Here is a 20,303-nt window from a genome sequence, read left to right as displayed (position 1 = left end):
TGCCCGCGGGAACCGGCCGCCGGTGACTATCCGCGCGGGCCGGTCATTCGCGCTGGCCCGGACGGCGCAGCCGCAGCCGCGCCGTCGACACCCGAGGCACCCGTCCGGCCAGCGGTCGCTCGCGGCGCTGGGCCTTGCGCTGGGCGCGGCGCTCGGCGGGCTTGTGGTTCCAGGTCTCCGGCCGGGCGGCCACCCAGCGCGCGGAGTGCACCGCGAACGGGATGTGGCCCAGGTACAGCACCACCAGCGCCATCATCAGGATCAGCGGATAGGTGACCAGCAGCGCGGCCGCCAGGGCGACCAGCACCAGCAGGATCGGCGCGGTCCGCGGGGCCACCGACACGGACTTGACGGCCAGCGTCGGCAGCGTGCTCACGCACAGCAGACCCGTCAGCACGGTCCACACCGCCACCATCGGGAAGCTCACCCACCAGCCGTCGCCGAACTGCTCCGACAGCGCGATGGGCGTCAGCACGATCAAGGCGCCCGCGGGCGCGGGCACCCCGACGAAGTACTCCCGCTGCCAGTCCGGCCGGTTGTCGTCGTCCATCAGGGTGTTGAACCGGGCCAGGCGCAACACCATGCAGACCGCGAACATCAAGGCCAGCACCCAGCCGATGCTGTCGGCGTGCAGGAAGGTCACGTACAGCACCAGGGCGGGCGTGACGCCGAACGCGATGGCGTCCGACAGCGAATCCAGTTCCGCGCCCATCTTGGAGGTGGCGTCCAGCATGCGGGCGATTCGGCCGTCCAGCATGTCGAACACCGCGGCCGCGCCGACCAGCGCCAGCGCGAACCCCAGCTGCCCCTGGATGGCGAACTTCACCGCCGACAGGCCCGAGCACAGGCCGAGCACGGTGACCATGCTGGGCAGCAGCCGGATGGTGCGGTTGCGGCGGCGCGCAGACGGCGCGGGCGCGAGTTGCTCCATCATGAATCCAGTTCGGCCAGTACCGTTTCCGCACCGATGGTGCGCTGCCCGGGGGTGACCAACGGCTTGGTCCCGGCCGGGAAGTAGGTGTCGACGCGCGATCCGAACCGGATCAGGCCGTACGTGTCGCCGATGCTCAGCTTGTCACCGGCCTTGGCCTCGCACACGATGCGGCGCGCCAGCAGACCGGCGATCTGCACGACCACGATCCGCTGCCCCGACTCGGTCTCGATGACCATGCTGTTGCGTTCGTTGCGGTCGCTGGCCTCGGGCAGGTCGGCCGAGAGGAAGTGGCCCTTCTGGTAGGCGATCTGCTCCACCAGGCCGCTCACCGGCACCCGCTGCACGTGTACGTCCAGCACCGACAGGAAGATGCTCACCCGCGGCAGCGGGGCGTCGCCCAGGCCGAGCTCGGCCGGCGGCACCGCGGTGTCGACCAGGGCGACCTCACCGTCGGCGGGCGCGACCACCACGCCGGGGCGGTTCGGCGGCACCCGGTGCGGGTGCCGGAAGAAGGTGGCACAGGCCGCGGCGGCGGCCAGTCCGGTGCGCCGCACCCACTTCCGGCGGAAGCCCAGCGCGGCCACCGCCAGCGGCGCCGCCACGAACGGCAGGCCGGCCGGGTGCAGCGGTGGAATGGAGGATCGGACCAGGTCGGCCACGTGACCGAGTCCGGTCGTTTCCGGGGTGCCGGGCGGGGTGGGGCGACGGGCCACGAGCTCCTCTTTCATGCGCGGATGGTTGCGGTCATAGACCGCGTCACACACTACGGGAAGCGCGTCGGACGCTCGCGTTCTCGGTTGCCCAAGGCCTCGGCGAACGATCTTCCGGCGGTATGTGAAGCACTGGTCACCGTATGCGCAATTGTGAGCGGAAGCACATACATGAGAAGCTGTCCGGATTAAGCTGAGGGAGCCTCATGTATGCGGCATTCCGGCCGCGGGGTGGGAACTCGATGAAGGTCACGTTCGACGCGCAGTACGCAGTACATAAGGGAGAACCAATGTCTGCTCGAATTGCCTCGATCAGCGGGGCAGAGCACACGGCAATGCTCGGGCTCGGCGTGTACCGGCCGGAGCGAATCGTCACCAATGACGAGGTGGCGGGGCCGATAGATTCCAGCGACGAATGGATCCGGACCCGGTCCGGCATCCGTACCCGGCGCTTCGCCTCCCCCGAGGAGACGATCATCAGCATGAGCGCCGCGGCCGCCCGCGACGCCATCGACGCCGCGGAAGTCGATCCCGCCACGATCGACTGTGTCATCGTCGCGACCTCTACCTGGCTCTTGCTGACGCCTGCCGCGGCTCCGCAGATCGCCACCGAACTCGGCCTGCAGAATGTGGCCGCCTTCGACGTCTCGGCCGGGTGTGCGGGCTTCTGCCACGCGGTCGCGTTGGCCTCGGATCTGGTCAAGGGCGGTACCGCCCGCAATGCCCTGGTCATCGGCGTGGAGAAGCTCACCACCACGGTCAACCCGAAGGACCGTGGCACGGCTTTCCTGTTCGCCGACGGCGCGGGCGCCGTGGTGATCGGCCCGTCCGACGAAGCCGGGATCGGGCCCACCGTGTGGGGCTCGGACGGCACCCAGCACCGCGCCATCCGTCAGGACAAGGACTGGATGGAGTTCTTCGCCGAGATCGAGGAACGCGGTCTCGATGCCGTCCGGCCCTATCTCGCCATGGAGGGTACGGCCGTGTTCCGCTGGGCCGCACACTCTTTGGAGAAGGTCTGCCGCGACGCCATCGAAGTGGCCGGGCTGACCCCGGCCGATCTGGACGCCATGGTTCCGCACCAGGCCAACGGCCGGATCATCGAGATCATGGCCCGGGTGCTGAAGCTTCCGAAGGACTGCGCCCTGGCCAATGACATCGAGGAGGCCGGCAACACCTCCGCCGCCTCGATTCCGCTGGCCATGGAGGCCATGATGCGCAAGGGCGACGCCAAACCCGGCGGCACCGCCCTGCTCATCGCCTTCGGCGCGGGCCTGTCCTACGCGGCCCAGGTGGTCCAGCTGCCGAACTGGAAGTAGCCGGTCAGTCCATATCCCAGGCGGCGGTCACGGTGAACGTGACCGTCTGCTGGCCTGGCTCGAGGTTGATGGTGGGCGCGGCCCCGGAGGGCAGGGCGTCCTTGTACATCGGCGTCGGAGTGGGCCCGCTGCCGTTCTCGCTGATGGTCTTGACCTTCTTCAGCTTCAGCCCGGACAGGTCCGCGTACTGCTGGGCGCGGCTCTTGGCGTCGTCGAAGGCCCGGGCGCGGGCGTCGGCCAGCAGCTTGGTGTTGTCCTCGAGTCCGAAGGCGACCGAGCTGATGCGGGTGTCGTTGCCGCCCGCCTGCACCGCGGCCGACAGGATGCCGGATGCCTTGGGCAGGTCGCGCACGGCCACATGCATGGTGTTGGTGGCGCGATAGCCGGTGATGGTGCGTCCCTCCGGCCCGTAAGAGGGCTGGACGGACAGGTCGCTGGTCTTGATGTCCTCGCGCTTGGCGCCCGCGGTGACCATGGCGTCGGTGATGGCCTTCGCCTTGGCATTGGCCTGATCGACCGCCGCGGACACGTCGGTCGCGCTGACCTCGGTGCCGAGGTCGGCATTGAGCACGTCCGGGGTGCCCTGGACCTTGCCGGTGCCGGTGACCGTCACGGTGCGGTCGCCCGAGTCCGAGCTACCGCATCCGGTCGCCAGAATCGCGACACCGGCGGCCGCGGCGCAGATCGCTGTGAGTCGTCGCATGGGCCGAACCTACGCTCAGCGCTCCAGAAGTTCCTTGATCCGGCCGAGGGTTTCGTTCATGCCGTCGACCAGCCCGCCCTCGAAGGCCGCCTCGCCGCCGAAGACCTTGTCGACGGTCAACTGCAGCCAGCCCGGCAGCTTGCCCTTGGGCACGTCGCGGCGCTGGATCAGCTTGGTGCCGCCGTTCGCGGTGGGTTCGAGGGTGTAGCTCCAGACGGTGCCGTTCTCGTTCATCCGGAACGCCAGCGCGTGGTTCGGCTCGAAGCGCACGATCCGCGACGTGCTCGGGTACACGTAGCCCTCGGCCTTGTTGAGGTTCACCGTCCAGGTGCCGGTGCGGACCGTGCGGCCCAGCGGCTGCATGCGCAGGGTGTTGGGGCTGAACTCGCGGATCCGCTGCAGGTCGGAGACGACGCTCCAGACCTGGTCCGGCGCGGCCGCGATGTCGATGCTGGCTTCGAGGGTGTTCGGCAACGCTGCCTCCGGGGACGTGACGGTCGGTTACGGGCATCCTAGTTCGCGTGGCCTGGGTCACCGGGCGGCCGTGGCGTGGATCACCAGCCCCGACCTGGGCGTATGAAATGCGACCTCGGGGTCGTTCCCGGCGACCAGATCGCTTGGGTCACATTGTTGGGGTGTTGATGTCCGAAATGTAATGACTGGCGCACAATATGAGATAAACGAAGTTACAGACACAGCCACCTGCTTCCGATTGGGAAACGTGAGGTGATCGGCCGTGAACCTGCGTTCGCTTCTGCATCTGGAGAGCAAGACCGTCCCGCTCCTCCCCGCCGACGAGTCCGGAACCGATGCGGATTCCGCCGAGTCCAATCCACCCGGCACGTCTGGCCGCAAGGCGAATCGGGCGCTCGAGGAACGCCTCGAGCGATTACTGACCCCGACCGAGATGGATCTCATTCAGCATCACCGAATTTGAGTCCGCGATACTGGTCAGGTGACTTCACCCTCTGCCGTCAAGCCGGCCATTCTCAGCGTCGACGACGACCCCGGCGTCTCGCGGGCGGTCGTGCGCGATCTGCGCCGCCGGTACGGGGCGGATTACCGGATTCTGCGGGCGGAGTCCGGCGCGGACGCCCTCGATGCCCTGCGTGAGATGAAACTGCGCGGCCAGCCGGCCGCGGTGCTGATCGCCGACTACCGGATGCCCGGGATGAACGGCGTCGAATTTCTCGAACAAGCCATGGACCTGCACCCCTACGCCCGCCGGGTGCTGCTCACCGCCTACGCGGACACCAATGCCGCCATCGAGGCCATCAATGTGGTGGACCTCGACCACTACCTGCTCAAACCGTGGGACCCGCCGGAGGAGAAGCTCTACCCGGTCGTCGACGCCCTGCTGGAGGCCTGGCGCGGCGACGAGCACAAGCCCGTGACCGAGACCAAGGTGGTGGGCCACCGCTGGTCGGCCCGCTGCTCGGAGGTGCGGGAGTTCCTGGCGCGCAACCAGTTGCCGTATCGCTGGTACCAGGTCGACGAGCCGGAGGGCGCGCGCCTGCTGACCGCGGCGAACGCCACCGAGGACCAGTGCCCGGTCATCATCAACCCCAGCGGCGACGTGCTGATCATGCCGACCGACGCGCAGCTGGCCGAGGGCGTCGGCCTCAATACCGACGCCTCCAGCGACTTCTACGACCTGATCGTGGTCGGCGGCGGGCCCGCCGGGCTGGGCGCGGCCGTCTACGGCGCCTCCGAGGGCCTGCGCACGGTGCTCGTCGAACGCACCGCCACCGGCGGCCAGGCCGGGCAGAGCTCCCGCATCGAGAACTACCTCGGCTTCCCCGACGGCCTGTCCGGCGCCCAGCTCGCCGACCGCGCCCGCCGCCAGGCCGTGAAGTTCGGGGCCGAACTGATCACCGCCCGCGAGGTGGTGGCGCTGGAGGCCTGCGGTTCGGCGCGCGTGGTGAAGTTCGCCGACGGCGGCAGCGTCGCCGCGCATTCGGTGCTGATCGCCACCGGCGTCAACTACCGCCACCACCCGGCCCCCGGCGTCGACGAGTACACCGGCCGCGGCGTCTACTACGGCTCCGCCATGACCGAGGCCAGCGACTGCGCCGGCAAGGACGTCTACATCGTGGGCGGCGCGAACTCGGCGGGTCAGGCCGCGGTGTTCCTGTCCCGGCGCGCCCGCACCGTGCACATCCTGGTGCGCGGTGAATCGCTCGAAGCGTCCATGTCGCACTACCTGATCCAGCAGATCGCGCAGATCCCGAACATCAAGGTGCACACCCGCACCGAGGTGGTGTCCGCCGACGGCGATGACCACCTGGAGCGGATCGTGCTGCGCGACAACGCCTCCGGGACGGAAGAAAAGGTGGACGCCGAACGGTTGTTCCTGTTCATCGGCGCCGCACCGGAAACCGACTGGCTCGACGGCATCGTCAAACGCGACGACGCCGGCTACGTGCTGGCCGGACCCGATCTCATGGTGGACGGCGAACGGCCCGCGGGCTGGGAACTGCCGCGTCCCCCACAGCATCTGGAGACCAGCGTGCCCGGCGTCTTCGTCGCCGGTGACGTGCGTTCGGAATCGGCCAAGCGGGTGGCCTCCGCGGTCGGCGAGGGCGCGATGGCCGTCATGCTGGTCCACCGCTGGCTCGCGAAACAGTAGGAGTAGGCGTACATGGGGAACACCCGATTGATCTGCGACCCGAACGAACTGCGGCACCTGTTCCTGTTCGAGAAGCTCGACGACGAGCAGCTGGCCTGGCTGTGCCGCGACGGCCGCGTCGAGATGTTCGAGCCCGGACTGGTTTTCCGCGAGGGCGACCCGGCCACCTGCTTCTACGTCCTCATGGACGGTGAGGTCCGGCTGACCAAGATGTCGGGCGGCGAGGAGATCGAACTCGTCCGCACCGAGCATGTCGGCTCGTACTCGGGCGCGTGGACCGCCTACATGGGCGACAAGGTCGAGCAGACCTACACGGCGTCGTTCTACGTGACCCGGCCGTCGAAGTTCTTCGTCCTCGACGCGGGCACCTTCGCGAAGATGATGCAGGACTGGTTCCCGATGGCGCTGCACCTGCTGGAGGGCGTCTTCTTCGGCAACCGCAATGCCAATGAGCGCATCGGCCAGCGGGAACGGCTGCTGGCGCTGGGCTCGCTGTCGGCGGGCCTGACCCACGAGCTGAACAATCCGGCCGCCGCCGCCGTGCGCGCCACCTCCTCACTGCGCGAGCGGGTGGCCGGGATGCGGCACAAGCTGAAGATGATGGCGCACGGCAAGTTCAACTCCGAGACCCTCGAGGCGTTGGCCCAGTTGCAGGAGGAGGCGGCCGCACAGGTCGCCAAGGCCCCGGTGCTGACGCCGCTGGAGGCCGCCGACCGCGAGGACGAGCTGGGCGACTGGCTCGAGGACCACGGGGTCGGCAACAGCTGGGACATCGCGCCCAACTTCGTGCAGGCCGGTTTCGATGTGGACTGGATGGAGAAGGTGCACGGCACCCTGTCCGGTTGCGGCGGTGACGTTTTCGAGGCGGCCATGCGCTGGCTCAACTACACCGTCGAGACCGAGTTGCTGATGAACGAGATCACCGACTCGACCAACCGGATCTCCTCGCTGGTGCACGCGGCCAAGCAGTACTCGCAGATGGACCGGGCCCCGTTCCAGGTGGTGGATCTGCACGAACTGCTGGACAGCACGCTGGTCATGCTGGCCCGCAAGATCGGCGACGACATCACGGTGGTCAAGGAGTACGACCCGGCGCTGCCGCCGGTGCCGTGCTACGCGGCCGAACTCAACCAGGTGTGGACGAATCTGATCGACAACGCCGTGTCCGCGATGGGCGGGCGCGGTACGCTCACCGTCCGTACCTATCGCGAGAACGAGTGCGCGGCAGTGGAAATCAGCGATACCGGGCCGGGTGTGCCGGACGAGATCCGTACCCGGATCTTCGAACCGTTCTTCACCACCAAACCGGTCGGCGAGGGCACGGGGCTGGGCCTGGACATCTCCTTCCGGATCGTGGTGAACAAGCATCACGGCGATATCCGGGTCGAATCCGAGCCCGGGAACACGCGTTTCATCGTGCGGCTGCCGCTGGAGGTGGCGAACCCGGCCTCGGCGGAGGCCGACGCGGAACCGGCTACGACAGGAGGCAACTGATGACCGAGCAGATCAAGGGCATCGATCCGAGCGTTCCGCCCAGTGGGGCGGGCTGTCTGGAATGCGACGCCGCGGGCGGCTGGTGGTTCCATCTGCGGCGCTGCGCGGAGTGCGGCCATATCGGTTGTTGTGACAACTCGCCGAGTCAGCACGGCACCAAGCACTTCCGGGAGACCGGGCATCCCTTCATCCAGAGCTACGAGCCCGGTGAGGACTGGTTCTACAACTTCGAGACCGAGGACATGTACAGCGGCGGTCCCGACCTGGCGGGCCCGACCTCGCATCCGGCCGATCAGGGCGTGCCGGGTCCGCGCGAGCGGGTGCCCGCGGACTGGCAGCAGCGTCTGAACTGACCCGCTCTCCGGCCGGTAAAACCCGGCCGACCAGACTTTTCCTTTCCGGCTCCGGCGGAGCCGGGTACGCTGCTGCGAGCGCCGGGCCGGTCCGGCGCTTCGGCACTCTCGGGAAAGTTCGGAAAGCAGGGTATGAAGCGTCTTTCGATGGTCGCCCTCACCGCAGGTGCGATGGCCCTCACCTTGGGCGCGGCTCTCACCGGCTGTGGTTCGGACAAAGCCGGTGGCAGTAATGGCCTGAAACAGGCCGAGACCACCACCGCGGCGGCCAGAACCACCGGCGCCGCCCCGACCACGGCCGCGATCCCGGCCGAGTCGCCCGTCGACGCCCCCGCCGCGGTCCCCACCGCCGCGACGGTGGCCAAGAAGACCAGTGCCCCCAACGGCGCGCAGACCACCTGCGCCGACTTCCGCGACCTCACCGAGGACGCCGAACGGCAGGTCATCCAGCAGGTACTGGCCGCGCACCCGGGGTCCTTCCTGGACGGCAGCCCCAATGCCGCGCTGAGTACGGCGAAACTCGCCTGCATGTCCGGAAGTTACGCCAACACCCCGGTCGCCGTCGCGATCCGGGTGGCGCCCAAGTAGTCTCACGGGAGAATTTCCGGGAGGCGGCACACGTGGTGGAATTCGAACGGCACCGGCCGCGTCTCTTCGCGCTCGCGTACCGCATGCTCGGATCCGCCGCCGAGGCCGAGGACGCCGTCCAGGAGACCTACCTGCGCTGGCACGGCACCGATCGCACCGACATCCGTTCGGTCGAAGCCTGGCTGACCACCATCCTCGTGAATCTCTGCCGCAGCTGGCTGGATTCGGCCCGCGCCCGCCGCGAGACCTACGTCGGGCCCTGGCTGCCCGAACCGGTCCCCACCGGCCACGGCCAACTCGGCCCACTGGAATCGGCGGAACAGCGGGAACTGGTGTCGATGGCGTTCCTGGCGCTGGCCGAACGGCTCAGCCCCACCGAACGCGCGGTCTTCGTGCTGCGCGAGGCCTTCGGCTACGCGCACCGCGAGATCGCCGACATGCTCGGTCTCACCGAATCCAATGCGCAACAGGTGTATCGCCGCGCCGCGCACCGGGTGCACGAGGAGAAGCCGCGCTTCGAATCGGCCCCGGCGCACGCGCGGGAACTGGTCGAAAAGTTCCTCAGCGCAGCGCAATCCGGTGATCTCGCCGCGCTCGAGTCCATGTTCACCGCCGATATCGTGGCGCTGGCCGACGGCGGTTCGAAGGTCAATGCCGCGAAGCGGCCGATCGTCGGCGCGGAGAAGGTGGCCCGCTACCTGCTGGGTCTGTTCGGCAAGATCCCGAGTTTCGGCGCCGACATCAGCGTCGTGATCGAAGAGGTCAATGCCGCGCCCGCCTTCGTGGTGCGCGCGGACGGGGCCGTGCTCGGCACCATCTCCGTCGGCTTCGACGGCGACTCGATCGCCTCGGTCCAGCTCGTGGTGAACCCGGACAAGCTGACCTATTTCGCGTCGCACGATCGCGTGTGACGCAGGACACACCCGGATTCTGTCAGGGATCGCGGGGCTGTCCGGTCTAGAGGGTGTCGGCTACCGAGCGGGGCCGACTGTGTACCTGAAGTGAAAAGGAGCACTCTCATGACCGGGCAGCATCGAATCGTCGTTCTGGGCGCGGGCTACGCGGGACTGGCCGCGGCGCGGGAAGCGATCAAGGCCAAGGGCGCGCACGTCACCGTCATCGACCTGCACACCGAATTCGTGGACCGGGTGCGGCTGCACCAGGTCGCCGCCGGGCAGGACGTGGCCCGTTGGGAACTGCGGAAGACCTTGGCGGCCAAGGGGATCGAGTTCGTCAACGGCCGCGCCGAGCACATCGACACCGAGGCTCGCCGCGTCGAACTGGCCACCGGCGAGGCGGTCGCGTACGACTCGCTGATCTACGCCCTGGGCAGCCGCGCCGATCTCTCGATGGTGCCCGGCGCGGCCGAATTCGCGCACACCGTGGCCACCTCGGAGGATGTGCGCCGGATTCCCGCCCTCGCCGGCCGGGTCGCCGTGGTCGGCGGCGGTGCGACCGGCCTCGAGACCGCCACCGAACTGGCCGAGAGCAACCCCGGCCTCGAGGTGGTGCTGGTCAGCTCGGACGAGCCGGGCGGCTGGCTGATCCCCAAGGCCGTCGCGCACATTCGCGCCGTCCTGGATCGGCTCGGCGTCCAGGTGCGGGTCGCGAAGGTAGCGGCGGTGACCGACACCGGCCTCGACTTGGTGGACGGCGACCACGTCGACGCCGACATCGTGCTCTGGACAACGGGTTTCACGGTGCCCGAGGTGGCTGCCCGCTCGGGTCTGCCGGTGGACGGACGCGAACGGGTGCTGGTCGACGACCGGCTGCGGGTGCGCGGGCTCGCCGATGTGTACGCGGTCGGTGACGCGGCGGTGATGATCGGGCACAACGGCCGCGAGGCCCGGATGTCGTGCCAGGCCGCGCAGCCCGCGGGCAAGTACCTGGGTGCGGCCGTCGCGGCCCGGCTGCGCGGCAGGCAGCCGGGGCCCTTCACCCCGCGCTTCGTCCTGACCTGCATGAGCCTGGGCCGACGCGACGGTCTGGTCCAGTTCATGAAGGCCGACGACTCGAACGGCAGCATCGCGCTGACCGGCCGTACGGCGGCGTGGATCAAGGAGCAGATCGTGGGCGCGGTGGGCCGGGCGGCGAAGCTCTGACCGACGCGCCGATGAGTCGTCAACCAATGGTTGACCAAGCTAGCTTGGTCAACCTAAAGTTGACGCATGACGAACTCGATCCGCCTCGACGACCTGATCGACGGCATCAAGAAGGCCCGCCCCGACGACGTGCTCGAGCAGCTCTCCGACGCCGTGGTGCTGGGCAACCACATCGGCGAGGTGGCCGACCATCTGATCGGCCACTTCGTCGACCAGGCCCGCCGCTCCGGCGCGTCCTGGACCGATATCGGCCAGAGCATGGGCGTCACCAAGCAGGCCGCCCAGAAGCGCTTCGTCCCCAAGACCCCCGCCGACGCCGGACAGGCGGCGGCTCTCGACCCCAATGCCGGTTTCGCTCGCTTCACCCCGCGCGCGCGGCAGGTGGTGATGGCCGCCCAGGAGGAGGCCCGGGCCGTCGGCAATCTGGAAACCCGCCCCGAACACCTGATCCTCGGCCTGCTCTCGGAGTCGGAATCGCTCGCGGTCAAGGTGATCGAGGCCAAGGGCATCTCCGCCGACGCCGTCCGCCGGGTGGCCACCGCCGCGCTGCCCGCTGCCACCGGTGACCCGGTCCCGCCGCTCATCCCCTTCGACGCGCAGGCCCGCAAGGCCCTCGAGCTGACCTTCCGTGAGGCGCTGCGGCTCGGCCACAACTACGTCGGCACCGAGCACCTGCTGCTCGCCCTGCTCGATCTGGAACACGGCGTGGGCATCCTGTCCGGTCTGGGCCTGGACAAGGACGCGGTCCAGGCCGACGTCGCGGGCCTGCTGGCGTCGCTGACCGCGCCCGCCGCACCGGCGGGCACCGAGGACACGCAGTAGTCCGCGTGTCGTTCCGCCCCGCTGCCGACCTGGTGATGTAAGTCCCGGGACCGGTGTCCTCGGGCCGGATCCCCTGGGGAGCATGTTGCGGCAGATACGATTGTGGAATGGCGGACGACGAGGGTTCCGACCTAGTTGCGGGGGAGCAGCGCGCTGACCTGCTGCGCGCGCTCAGCTATGTCTCCACAGAGGACACGCCCGACGGCGGCTACATCGTGAACGGAGACCTCCCACCCGAGGTCGCTCCTCCGTTCATTCGGGCGATCATGCGTATCGAAGCCGAACTCCTGCTGCAGGACGCCGAACTCGTCACCATCGAGCACGGCGAGCCCCGCACTCCCGAGGAGCGCCGCACCGATGCGCTGATCGCCCTGCTGCTGCGGGTCGACGACCGCTCGCACTTCTCGTAGTGCCGGGCGGGCGACCGAACCGCACGAGGCGACTCGTGCGGTCTTCCGCGCGTTTCGGGGCCCGGCCCCAACCTTGCAGTCGCAAGGGGTGAGTGCTAGAAATGGGTTTGGCACTCCATACCTGTGAGTGCTAGGTCGGGGCGGTGAGGCCGGGCTGGTTAACAAGCTCCTCGGTCGTCCGTCGCGGGCACCATGCCTGGCCAGAACACTGTCAATCCCCAGATCTGGAGGATCTCAACGCAATGGCCAAGACAATTGCGTACGACGAAGAGGCTCGCCGCGGTCTCGAGCGTGGTCTGAACGCCCTCGCTGACGCCGTCAAGGTGACCCTGGGCCCGAAGGGCCGCAACGTCGTGCTGGAGAAGAAGTGGGGCGCCCCCACCATCACCAACGACGGTGTCTCCATCGCGAAGGAAATCGAGCTCGAGGACCCGTACGAGAAGATCGGCGCGGAGCTCGTCAAGGAAGTTGCGAAGAAGACCGACGACGTCGCGGGTGACGGCACCACCACCGCCACCGTGCTGGCCCAGGCGCTGGTCCGTGAGGGCCTGCGCAACGTGGCCGCCGGCGCCAACCCGCTCGGCCTGAAGCGCGGCATCGAGAAGGCCGTCGAGGCCGTCACCGCCAAGCTGCTCGACACCGCCAAGGAGGTCGAGACCAAGGAGCAGATCGCCGCCACCGCCGGTATCTCGGCCGGCGACTCGTCCATCGGTGAGCTGATCGCCGAGGCCATGGACAAGGTCGGCAAGGAAGGCGTCATCACCGTCGAGGAGAGCAACACCTTCGGTCTCCAGCTGGAGCTCACCGAGGGCATGCGCTTCGACAAGGGCTACATCTCCGGTTACTTCGTGACCGACCCGGAGCGTCAGGAAGCGGTCCTCGAGGACCCGTACATCCTGCTCGTCGGCTCGAAGATCTCGACCGTCAAGGACCTGCTGCCGCTGCTGGAGAAGGTCATCCAGGCCGGCAAGCCGCTGCTGATCATCGCCGAGGACGTCGAGGGCGAGGCCCTGTCGACCCTGGTCGTGAACAAGATCCGCGGCACCTTCAAGTCCATCGCCGTCAAGGCCCCGGGCTTCGGTGACCGTCGCAAGGCCATGCTGGCCGACATCGCCATCCTGACCGGTGGCGAGGTCATCAGCGAAGAGGTCGGCCTCTCGCTGGAGACCGCCGGCCTCGAGCTGCTGGGCCAGGCCCGCAAGGTCGTCATCACCAAGGACGAGACCACCATCGTCGAGGGCGCGGGCGACGCGGAGGCCATCAAGGGCCGCGTGCAGCAGATCCGCACCGAGATCGAGAACTCGGACTCGGACTACGACCGTGAGAAGCTGCAGGAGCGTCTGGCCAAGCTGGCCGGCGGTGTCGCGGTCATCAAGGCGGGCGCGGCCACCGAGGTCGAGCTCAAGGAGCGCAAGCACCGCATCGAGGACGCCGTCCGCAACGCGAAGGCCGCCGTCGAAGAGGGCATCGTCGCCGGTGGTGGCGTGGCCCTGCTGCAGTCGGCTCCGGCCCTGGAAGCGCTGACCCTGTCGGGTGACGAGGCCACCGGTGCGAACATCGTTCGCGTCGCGCTGTCCGCGCCGCTGAAGCAGATCGCCTTCAACGCGGGCCTGGAGCCCGGCGTCGTCGCCGAGAAGGTCTCGAACCTCCCCGACGGCCACGGCCTGAACGCCGACTCCGGCGAGTACGTCGACCTGCTGGCCGCCGGCGTTGCCGACCCGGTCAAGGTCACCCGCTCGGCCCTGCAGAACGCGGCCTCCATCGCGGCCCTGTTCCTGACCACCGAGGCCGTCGTCGCCGACAAGCCGGAGAAGGCCGCCCCCGCGGGCGACCCGACCGGCGGCATGGGCGGCATGGACTTCTAGTCCGCCGTTCCGGCAACGGAATTTGATCGAGCTGAGCCCGGTCACCTCATGGTGACCGGGCTCAGTGCTGTGTGTGGTGAGGTTCGGCGCCGAAAACACTCTGACCCTGGGCCCAGGTCCGGGCGGTCGTCCACGCCGGTGTTGAACTGGAGATCGTCGGGTGTGGGCCGAGATCGTCGGGTGGCGGGCCGAGGCCGGTCGGGTGGCGGGTTGGAGTCAGTCGGTCGTGGGGAGGCCGACGAGATCGGCCATCAGATTCATGTGGTGGTGGAAGTAGTCGGCGACGGCTTCGATGGTGCCGTCGAGGCGGCCGAAGATCTCGAAGGTGACCAGGCCGAAAAGCTGTGTCCAGCCGACGAATACGCGATCGAGGGCCTCTTCGGGCAGGTCGGCGGACTGTTGTTCGATGAGGGCGTGGAGGTCCGCGCGGACGGGGGCCGGTAGGGGAGTGGGCAGGGTGGCGGGGGTGAGTTGGCCGGCGGCGGCGGCCCGGGTGGCGATGCCCGCGAGCAGCAGGACGACGGTGGCGGCGGGGCCGACGGTGTCCTTCGGCGCGTCGTAGCCGGGGATGGGACTGCCGTAGAGCAGGCCGTATTCGGTGGGGTTGGCGAGAGCCCAGTCGCGGACGGCGGTGCAGACCGAAAGCCATTGCGCGCGTGAGTTATTCGCATCAGCAGCGTCGTGGGCGGCGGTGGCGGCCGCGCCGAGGGAGCGGTAGCCGTCCAGGATGAGCGCGGTGAGCAGGTCGTCGCGGCTGGGGAAGTAGCGGTACAGCGCGGAGGCGACGATGCCGAGGTCGCGGGCGACGCCGCGCAGCGACAGATTGGCGCCGTCGGTGGCCAGCCGCGTGCGGGCGGTGGCCTTGATCTCCTCGATCATCTCGGTGCGGACGCGGGCGCGCAGGGATCCGGCGGACATGGTCGCAGTGTAGAGAACAGCAAACCGTTGAGAGAACGGCAGGCGACTGAGAGAACGGTGTTCTTGACAGGAAACGGTGTGCACTCCTACCGTCGATAGCGCGAGAACAGTGTTCTCGGAATACCCATCCGACAGGATCGAGGACCTCATGTCCCTGCACGTCGTCATAGGAGCGGGTCCGGTGGGCACGGCCACCGCGCGGCTGCTCGCCGCCCGGGGCGACCACGTCCGCATCGTCACCCGCAGCGGCTCCGGCCCCGAGCACCCGAACATCGACCGGATCACCGCCGACGCCACCGACCCGCGGGCGCTGCTCATCCACTGCCAGGGCGCGGCGACCCTCTACCAGTGCGCCCAGCCCGCCTATCACCGCTGGTCACAGGATTTCCCGACCCTGCACCACGCCGTCCTGACGGTGGCCGAACGCTCCGGCGCGCCCCTGATCACTGTCGGAAACCTGTACGCCTACGGCGAATTCGACGGCCCGGTGTCCGAGTCCCACCCGCTGCGCCCGAACTCGGTGAAGGGCCGGGTGCGCGCGGACATGTGGTCCGAGCAATTGGCCGCCCACCGATCCGAGCGCATCCGCACCGCCGAGGTCCGCGGCTCGGACTACCTCGGCCCGGCCGCGACCTCGGCTTTCACCGTCATGGTGTTGCCCGCCGTGCTCGCGGGCAAGCGGGCCCTGGCCCCCGCGGACCTGGATGCCCCGCACAGCTGGACCGCGACCGCGGACGTCGCCCGCCTGCTGGTCGCGGTCGCCGGCGACGAAACCGCCTGGGGCCGAGCTTGGCACGTGCCCACCGCGCCGCCGCTGTCGATCCGAGCCCTCGCCGACCTGACCGCGTCGGTGGCCGGCGCGCCGCCCGCCCGCATCGGCCACCTGCCCGCCGCACTGCTCTGGGCGGCAGGCGTGTTCAACCGCGACGCCCGCGAAATGCGTGAGCTGCGCTATCAGTTCGACCGCCCCTTCGTCCTGGACTCCTCCGCCGCCACCAGCCGTTTCGGGCTCGCGCCGACGCCACTCGAGGACACCCTGCGCGCCACGCTCGACGGACTTCCCGGCGGCGTTCCCGCCCATACCGCCGCGGGAAGGTAGTCCCCGCCATGTCTCCGATGCGCGATTCCGTCTCGCCCGGCGCTCCCGACCCGACGAGCACCTCTGCGTCCGCCACCGCCCGGATCGCGAGCACTGACGGTGTGCCCACCACCGCCCGGATCGCCAGCCCTGACGGTGTGCCCGCCACGGCCCAGGTCTGCGGCGCGGATGGTGTGCCCGTGGCGGCCGAAGCCGCACGCGTGGACGCCGTGCTCGTCTCCCGCCCGGGTCGCGCAGTCGTGAACGCTGTGGCGCCGACCGGTTCCGATCGGCGGCGGGCCGGCATCGCAGGGACGCTGACCGTGCCCGCCCAGGTTCCGAGCGCGGGCGGCGCCTCCGTTGCCGCCGAGTTCGGCAGCGCGGGCGGCGTATCCGCGGCAGCCGAAATCACCGGCGTGGAAGGTGTCCCGACCGCCGGTAGCGGCGGCGCGGTCGTGAACGCTGTGGCACCAACTGGTTCCGGCCGGCGAGCGTCTCGCTCTGCGAGGGTGCTGATCGTGCCCGCGTTGATCGTGGCGGCGGTGGTGTCCATGAACGCCGGGTTCGGCGGTCTGGGCGCGGTCTTCGATTACCCGCGGGTGTTGTCCCGTCCGGGCGCGGAGGTGCTGGCGTCGTTCCGGATGCACGAGTCCGCGGTGGTCGCCTGGTTCTCGGTGCTCGTGGTCGGCGCGCTGCTGTTCGTTCCGATCGCGCTGGGGGTGGGCCGTCGCACGGATTCGCCGCGCATGCGCTGGGCGGTGCGTATCGGGGTGGCGGCGGGGGTGGTGCAGGCGATCGGCCTGTCGCGCTGGCCGCTGCTGGTACCGGGGCTCGCCGCTCATGCGGCTTCCGAGGTCGGGAGTTCCCCGGTGGTCACGGAATTCGAGTTCTGGAACAGGCTGTTGGGTTCGTTCCTCGGTGAGACGCTCGGCTACTCGTTCACCGCCGCTTGGACGGTGCTGGTGGTCTCGGTCCTGCGGCGTGAGGGCTTCCCGCGCTGGTTCGCGGTCCTCGGCACGATGTCGGCGGCACTGATCCTGCTCGGTGTGGCCGCCCCGTGGCAGGTGGCGGGTGCGCAGCAGGCGAACTTCGCCGGGTACGTGCTGTGGAGCGGGTGGATGCTGGGGCTGGCCGTGTTGTGGGGCCGCCGTCGCGGGTGACGGCGGCCGGGTTCACATGCCTTGGCGGAAGCGGGCGTTGCGAATGGTGTCGGCGCGTTCGGGGAGAACGCTGTCGATGAGCGCGGCGACCCGGCCCATGACCGGGGCCAGCCGGCGGGGGCGGTCGATGATGGCGTCGCAGATGATCCGACCGCCTTCGTCCGCGGTGAGCGCGTTGGCGGTGGCCTGCTGGTAGACGGGGTTGGCGGTGATCATGTCGGTGCGGACGAGGGGGAGGTAGATCGAGGTGAAACGGAGGTTCTCGGTCTGAGTCTCGGCTTGCAGATTGGTGCTGAGCGAGTCGAGGGCCGCCTTGGACGCGACATACGCGGCATAGCCGGGGCCGCCGTAGAGGTTGGCGAGCGACAGGATGTTGATGATCTGCCCGTCGCGGCGGTCCCGCATGGCGGGGGCGAAGGCGAGGATGAGGCGGACCGCCGCGAAGTAGTTGAGCCGCATGGTGCGCTCGTAGTCGTGGAAGCGGTCGTAGGACTCGTCGAGCCGGCGGCGAATGGAGCGCCCGGCATTGTTGACGAGGATGTCCACCCGGCCGTGGTCGGCGAGCACCTTCGCGGTCATGGCGTCGAGCGCCTCGAAGTCATTGAGGTCGCAGGGGTAGGCGGCGGCCCGCCCGCCCGCGGCCTCGATCTCGGAGACCGCGTCCGAGAGCTCGTCCGCGCGGCGCGCGACCAGGAGAACGGTGGCCCCGGCCGCGCCGAGCCGCACGGCGGCGACTCGTCCGATGCCCGAGGAAGCCCCGGTGATGAGCACGGTCCGGCCCGCGACGGCGTCGGCGAGGGTGCGGTCGCGCCGCAGCCGGGACAGGCTGACCTGGGTGTCGAGGCCGTGGCGGATCTTGTGCAGCAGCCCACTGATGTCGTGCATGCCCAGTGATGCTAAGTGCCGCACCGGGATTCGGTGGGGGTTCGGATTCGTGCCCCGGTCAGCGCCGGGGATGACGTTCGGAGAGCACGGCGGCGGCATCGATGGCACGGATACCGAGGAGTGCGGCGGCGGCCGCGATGGTCGCGTGCGTGGCGGGATCATTCGGATGCGCGGGGCCGAGGAGGAGTTCCACCAATTCCATGGCGGCGATCGCTTGTTCACGGGTGACGAGGCGGCCGGGCAGCCAACTAACGCGCCAGTCGGTTTCCTTATTGCCGGGGAGTCTTTCCGCGAACTCATCGGCAATGCCACTCGTAATCGACCAAGCACACACGTACACCCGCGAATTATGCCTCTGACCAGCCGATTTGACTTCTGTTCGTAGCAACACGTAACTTAGTCCAGGTCAGAGCGACACGGACACCGACCCGGAGCCCCAAGGGCCTGGGAAACGAGGTTGGACGAGGAGCGCCTGACGATCACACTAGTTCCACCTGACCAGCGGATTTGGTTCCGCTGATACGGCTGGGCTAAGCTGTAAAAGTTGCCTCACGATCGAGCGGGACTAAGAGCCCGGGAGATCGTTTGTGCGTGTGTTCTTTGAGAACTCAATAGTGTGTCGATGAATGTCAGTGCCAAATAATATATTTGGTTCCAATCATTCTCACCCCCGTGAGGGTGGTTGGACATTTAAGTCGGTCATTTTCCGACCGACTAATTTTGCTAGGTTTTCGGACTCTGGTTCGAGATACTTCTGATTCGCTCTTCGGAGCGTGTCTAGAGTCTTCAACGGAGAGTTTGATCCTGGCTCAGGACGAACGCTAGCGGCGTGCTTAACACATGCAAGTCGAGCGGTAAGGCCCTTCGGGGTACACGAGCGGCGAACGGGTGAGTAACACGTGGGTGATCTGCCTCGCACTCTGGGATAAGCCTGGGAAACTGGGTCTAATACCGGATATGAGCAGCCTCTGCATGGGGGTTGTTGGAAAGGTTTACTGGTGCGAGATGGGCCCGCGGCCTATCAGCTTGTTGGTGGGGTAACGGCCCACCAAGGCGACGACGGGTAGCCGACCTGAGAGGGTGACCGGCCACACTGGGACTGAGACACGGCCCAGACTCCTACGGGAGGCAGCAGTGGGGAATATTGCACAATGGGCGAAAGCCTGATGCAGCGACGCCGCGTGAGGGATGACGGCCTTCGGGTTGTAAACCTCTTTTGACAGGGACGAAGCGCAAGTGACGGTACCTGTAGAAGAAGCACCGGCCAACTACGTGCCAGCAGCCGCGGTAATACGTAGGGTGCGAGCGTTGTCCGGAATTACTGGGCGTAAAGAGCTTGTAGGCGGTCTGTCACGTCGATTGTGAAAACTTGCAGCTCAACTGCAAGCTTGCAGTCGATACGGGCAGACTAGAGTACTTCAGGGGAGACTGGAATTCCTGGTGTAGCGGTGAAATGCGCAGATATCAGGAGGAACACCGGTGGCGAAGGCGGGTCTCTGGGAAGTAACTGACGCTGAGAAGCGAAAGCGTGGGTAGCGAACAGGATTAGATACCCTGGTAGTCCACGCCGTAAACGGTGGGTACTAGGTGTGGGTTTCCTTCCACGGGATCCGTGCCGTAGCTAACGCATTAAGTACCCCGCCTGGGGAGTACGGCCGCAAGGCTAAAACTCAAAGGAATTGACGGGGGCCCGCACAAGCGGCGGAGCATGTGGATTAATTCGATGCAACGCGAAGAACCTTACCTGGGTTTGACATACACCGGAAAGCCATAGAGATATGGCCCCCCTTGTGGTCGGTGTACAGGTGGTGCATGGCTGTCGTCAGCTCGTGTCGTGAGATGTTGGGTTAAGTCCCGCAACGAGCGCAACCCTTATCTTATGTTGCCAGCGCGTAATGGCGGGGACTCGTGAGAGACTGCCGGGGTCAACTCGGAGGAAGGTGGGGACGACGTCAAGTCATCATGCCCCTTATGTCCAGGGCTTCACACATGCTACAATGGCCGGTACAGAGGGCTGCGATACCGTGAGGTGGAGCGAATCCCTTAAAGCCGGTCTCAGTTCGGATCGGGGTCTGCAACTCGACCCCGTGAAGTTGGAGTCGCTAGTAATCGCAGATCAGCAACGCTGCGGTGAATACGTTCCCGGGCCTTGTACACACCGCCCGTCACGTCATGAAAGTCGGTAACACCCGAAGCCAGTGGCCTAACCCTTGTGGAGGGAGCTGTCGAAGGTGGGATTGGCGATTGGGACGAAGTCGTAACAAGGTAGCCGTACCGGAAGGTGCGGCTGGATCACCTCCTTTCTAAGGAGCACTTCTCCACGACGCTTCACA

The 20,303-nt window shown here is 67.9% G+C and carries 20 protein-coding genes and 1 rRNA gene; 14 read left to right on the top strand and 7 right to left on the bottom strand.

Translation table 11 applies throughout. The features are described 5' to 3' along the window. Window positions 1–43: 43 nt before the first annotated feature. A complete protein-coding gene (pssA, locus tag ACQPYY_RS31995) occupies window positions 44–934 on the bottom strand; it encodes a CDP-diacylglycerol--serine O-phosphatidyltransferase (RefSeq protein ID WP_376963833.1) in 891 nt (296 codons plus the stop codon). After that, window positions 931–1,647, bottom strand: a complete 717-nt coding sequence (locus tag ACQPYY_RS31990) for a phosphatidylserine decarboxylase (protein ID WP_379103678.1) — start codon at window positions 1,645–1,647, stop codon at window positions 931–933. Before ACQPYY_RS31990 ends, pssA begins: the two co-directional genes overlap by 4 nt. A 287-nt stretch (window positions 1,648–1,934) precedes the next feature. On the opposite strand from ACQPYY_RS31990, the gene ACQPYY_RS31985 reads away from it, so the two are divergent. Next, entirely contained in the window at window positions 1,935–2,963 is a 1,029-nt protein-coding gene (locus ACQPYY_RS31985) for a beta-ketoacyl-ACP synthase III (RefSeq protein WP_433592039.1), read from the top strand. A 4-nt stretch (window positions 2,964–2,967) separates the two neighbouring features. Here the strand turns inward: ACQPYY_RS31985 and ACQPYY_RS31980 are convergent, their stop codons facing one another. Both ACQPYY_RS31980 and ACQPYY_RS31975 read right to left on the bottom strand, forming a co-directional pair. After that, complete coding sequence (locus tag ACQPYY_RS31980; protein ID WP_376963842.1) at window positions 2,968–3,666, bottom strand: SIMPL domain-containing protein; 699 nt, start codon at window positions 3,664–3,666, stop codon at window positions 2,968–2,970. Between the two features lie 15 nt (window positions 3,667–3,681). After that, on the bottom strand, window positions 3,682–4,140 hold the full coding sequence (locus tag ACQPYY_RS31975; RefSeq protein ID WP_433592038.1) for an SRPBCC family protein: 459 nt from the start codon (window positions 4,138–4,140) through the stop codon (window positions 3,682–3,684). A gap of 262 nt (window positions 4,141–4,402) precedes the next feature. On the opposite strand from ACQPYY_RS31975, the gene ACQPYY_RS31970 reads away from it, so the two are divergent. The 10 genes from ACQPYY_RS31970 (at window position 4,403) to groL (ending at window position 13,929) form a co-directional block, all read left to right on the top strand. Then, window positions 4,403–4,603, top strand: coding sequence for a hypothetical protein (locus ACQPYY_RS31970; protein ID WP_379102268.1), 201 nt, complete (start codon window positions 4,403–4,405; stop codon window positions 4,601–4,603). An 18-nt stretch (window positions 4,604–4,621) separates the two neighbouring features. Then, window positions 4,622–6,295, top strand: a complete 1,674-nt coding sequence (locus ACQPYY_RS31965; RefSeq protein WP_376963851.1) for an FAD-dependent oxidoreductase — start codon at window positions 4,622–4,624, stop codon at window positions 6,293–6,295. Between the two features lie 12 nt (window positions 6,296–6,307). Then, complete coding sequence (locus ACQPYY_RS31960; RefSeq protein ID WP_379102265.1) at window positions 6,308–7,789, top strand: ATP-binding protein; 1,482 nt, start codon at window positions 6,308–6,310, stop codon at window positions 7,787–7,789. Beyond that, complete coding sequence (locus ACQPYY_RS31955; RefSeq protein ID WP_376963857.1) at window positions 7,789–8,142, top strand: UBP-type zinc finger domain-containing protein; 354 nt, start codon at window positions 7,789–7,791, stop codon at window positions 8,140–8,142. The genes ACQPYY_RS31960 and ACQPYY_RS31955 overlap by 1 nt, the downstream gene beginning before the upstream one ends. A gap of 132 nt (window positions 8,143–8,274) precedes the next feature. After that, entirely contained in the window at window positions 8,275–8,730 is a 456-nt protein-coding gene (locus tag ACQPYY_RS31950; protein WP_376963860.1) for a hypothetical protein, read from the top strand. A gap of 32 nt (window positions 8,731–8,762) precedes the next feature. After that, window positions 8,763–9,641, top strand: coding sequence for an RNA polymerase sigma-70 factor (locus ACQPYY_RS31945; protein ID WP_376963863.1), 879 nt, complete (start codon window positions 8,763–8,765; stop codon window positions 9,639–9,641). Window positions 9,642–9,749: 108 nt separating this feature from the next. Continuing rightward, complete coding sequence (locus tag ACQPYY_RS31940; RefSeq protein ID WP_433592037.1) at window positions 9,750–10,832, top strand: NAD(P)/FAD-dependent oxidoreductase; 1,083 nt, start codon at window positions 9,750–9,752, stop codon at window positions 10,830–10,832. 66 nt (window positions 10,833–10,898) lie between these two features. Then, complete coding sequence (locus tag ACQPYY_RS31935; protein WP_433592036.1) at window positions 10,899–11,654, top strand: Clp protease N-terminal domain-containing protein; 756 nt, start codon at window positions 10,899–10,901, stop codon at window positions 11,652–11,654. A gap of 107 nt (window positions 11,655–11,761) precedes the next feature. Continuing rightward, the gene (locus tag ACQPYY_RS31930) at window positions 11,762–12,064 is read left to right on the top strand and encodes a hypothetical protein (protein WP_357284604.1); all 303 of its coding nucleotides are present in this window, start codon (window positions 11,762–11,764) and stop codon (window positions 12,062–12,064) included. Between the two features lie 242 nt (window positions 12,065–12,306). After that, complete coding sequence (groL, locus tag ACQPYY_RS31925) at window positions 12,307–13,929, top strand: chaperonin GroEL (RefSeq protein WP_379102259.1); 1,623 nt, start codon at window positions 12,307–12,309, stop codon at window positions 13,927–13,929. A 216-nt stretch (window positions 13,930–14,145) separates the two neighbouring features. Here groL and ACQPYY_RS31920 read toward each other — a convergent pair whose 3' ends face one another. Beyond that, window positions 14,146–14,847 carry a TetR/AcrR family transcriptional regulator gene (locus tag ACQPYY_RS31920; RefSeq protein WP_433592035.1) on the bottom strand — a complete coding sequence of 234 codons (702 nt, stop codon included), beginning with the start codon at window positions 14,845–14,847 and terminating at the stop codon, window positions 14,146–14,148. Window positions 14,848–14,995: 148 nt separating this feature from the next. On the opposite strand from ACQPYY_RS31920, the gene ACQPYY_RS31915 reads away from it, so the two are divergent. Both ACQPYY_RS31915 and ACQPYY_RS31910 read left to right on the top strand, forming a co-directional pair. Then, complete coding sequence (locus tag ACQPYY_RS31915) at window positions 14,996–15,946, top strand: NAD-dependent epimerase/dehydratase family protein (RefSeq protein ID WP_433592034.1); 951 nt, start codon at window positions 14,996–14,998, stop codon at window positions 15,944–15,946. An 8-nt stretch (window positions 15,947–15,954) separates the two neighbouring features. After that, on the top strand, window positions 15,955–17,085 hold the full coding sequence (locus ACQPYY_RS31910) for a DUF4386 domain-containing protein (RefSeq protein WP_433592033.1): 1,131 nt from the start codon (window positions 15,955–15,957) through the stop codon (window positions 17,083–17,085). Window positions 17,086–17,097: 12 nt separating this feature from the next. On the opposite strand, the gene ACQPYY_RS31905 is transcribed toward ACQPYY_RS31910, so the two are convergent. Further along, window positions 17,098–17,970: an SDR family NAD(P)-dependent oxidoreductase gene (locus ACQPYY_RS31905; protein ID WP_379102249.1), complete on the bottom strand. Its 873-nt coding sequence runs from the start codon at window positions 17,968–17,970 to the stop codon at window positions 17,098–17,100. A 58-nt stretch (window positions 17,971–18,028) separates the two neighbouring features. Beyond that, the gene (locus ACQPYY_RS31900) at window positions 18,029–18,310 is read right to left on the bottom strand and encodes a hypothetical protein (protein ID WP_433592032.1); all 282 of its coding nucleotides are present in this window, start codon (window positions 18,308–18,310) and stop codon (window positions 18,029–18,031) included. Window positions 18,311–18,756: 446 nt separating this feature from the next. Here ACQPYY_RS31900 and ACQPYY_RS31895 point away from each other — a divergent pair. Then, window positions 18,757–20,273: ribosomal RNA gene (locus tag ACQPYY_RS31895) — 16S ribosomal RNA — on the top strand. Window positions 20,274–20,303 lie beyond the last annotated feature (30 nt).

The organism is Nocardia sp. CA-145437 (assembly GCF_050956485.1).
Lineage (GTDB): Bacteria > Actinomycetota > Actinomycetes > Mycobacteriales > Mycobacteriaceae > Nocardia.
This window is presented reverse-complemented; position numbering and strand designations above follow the sequence as displayed.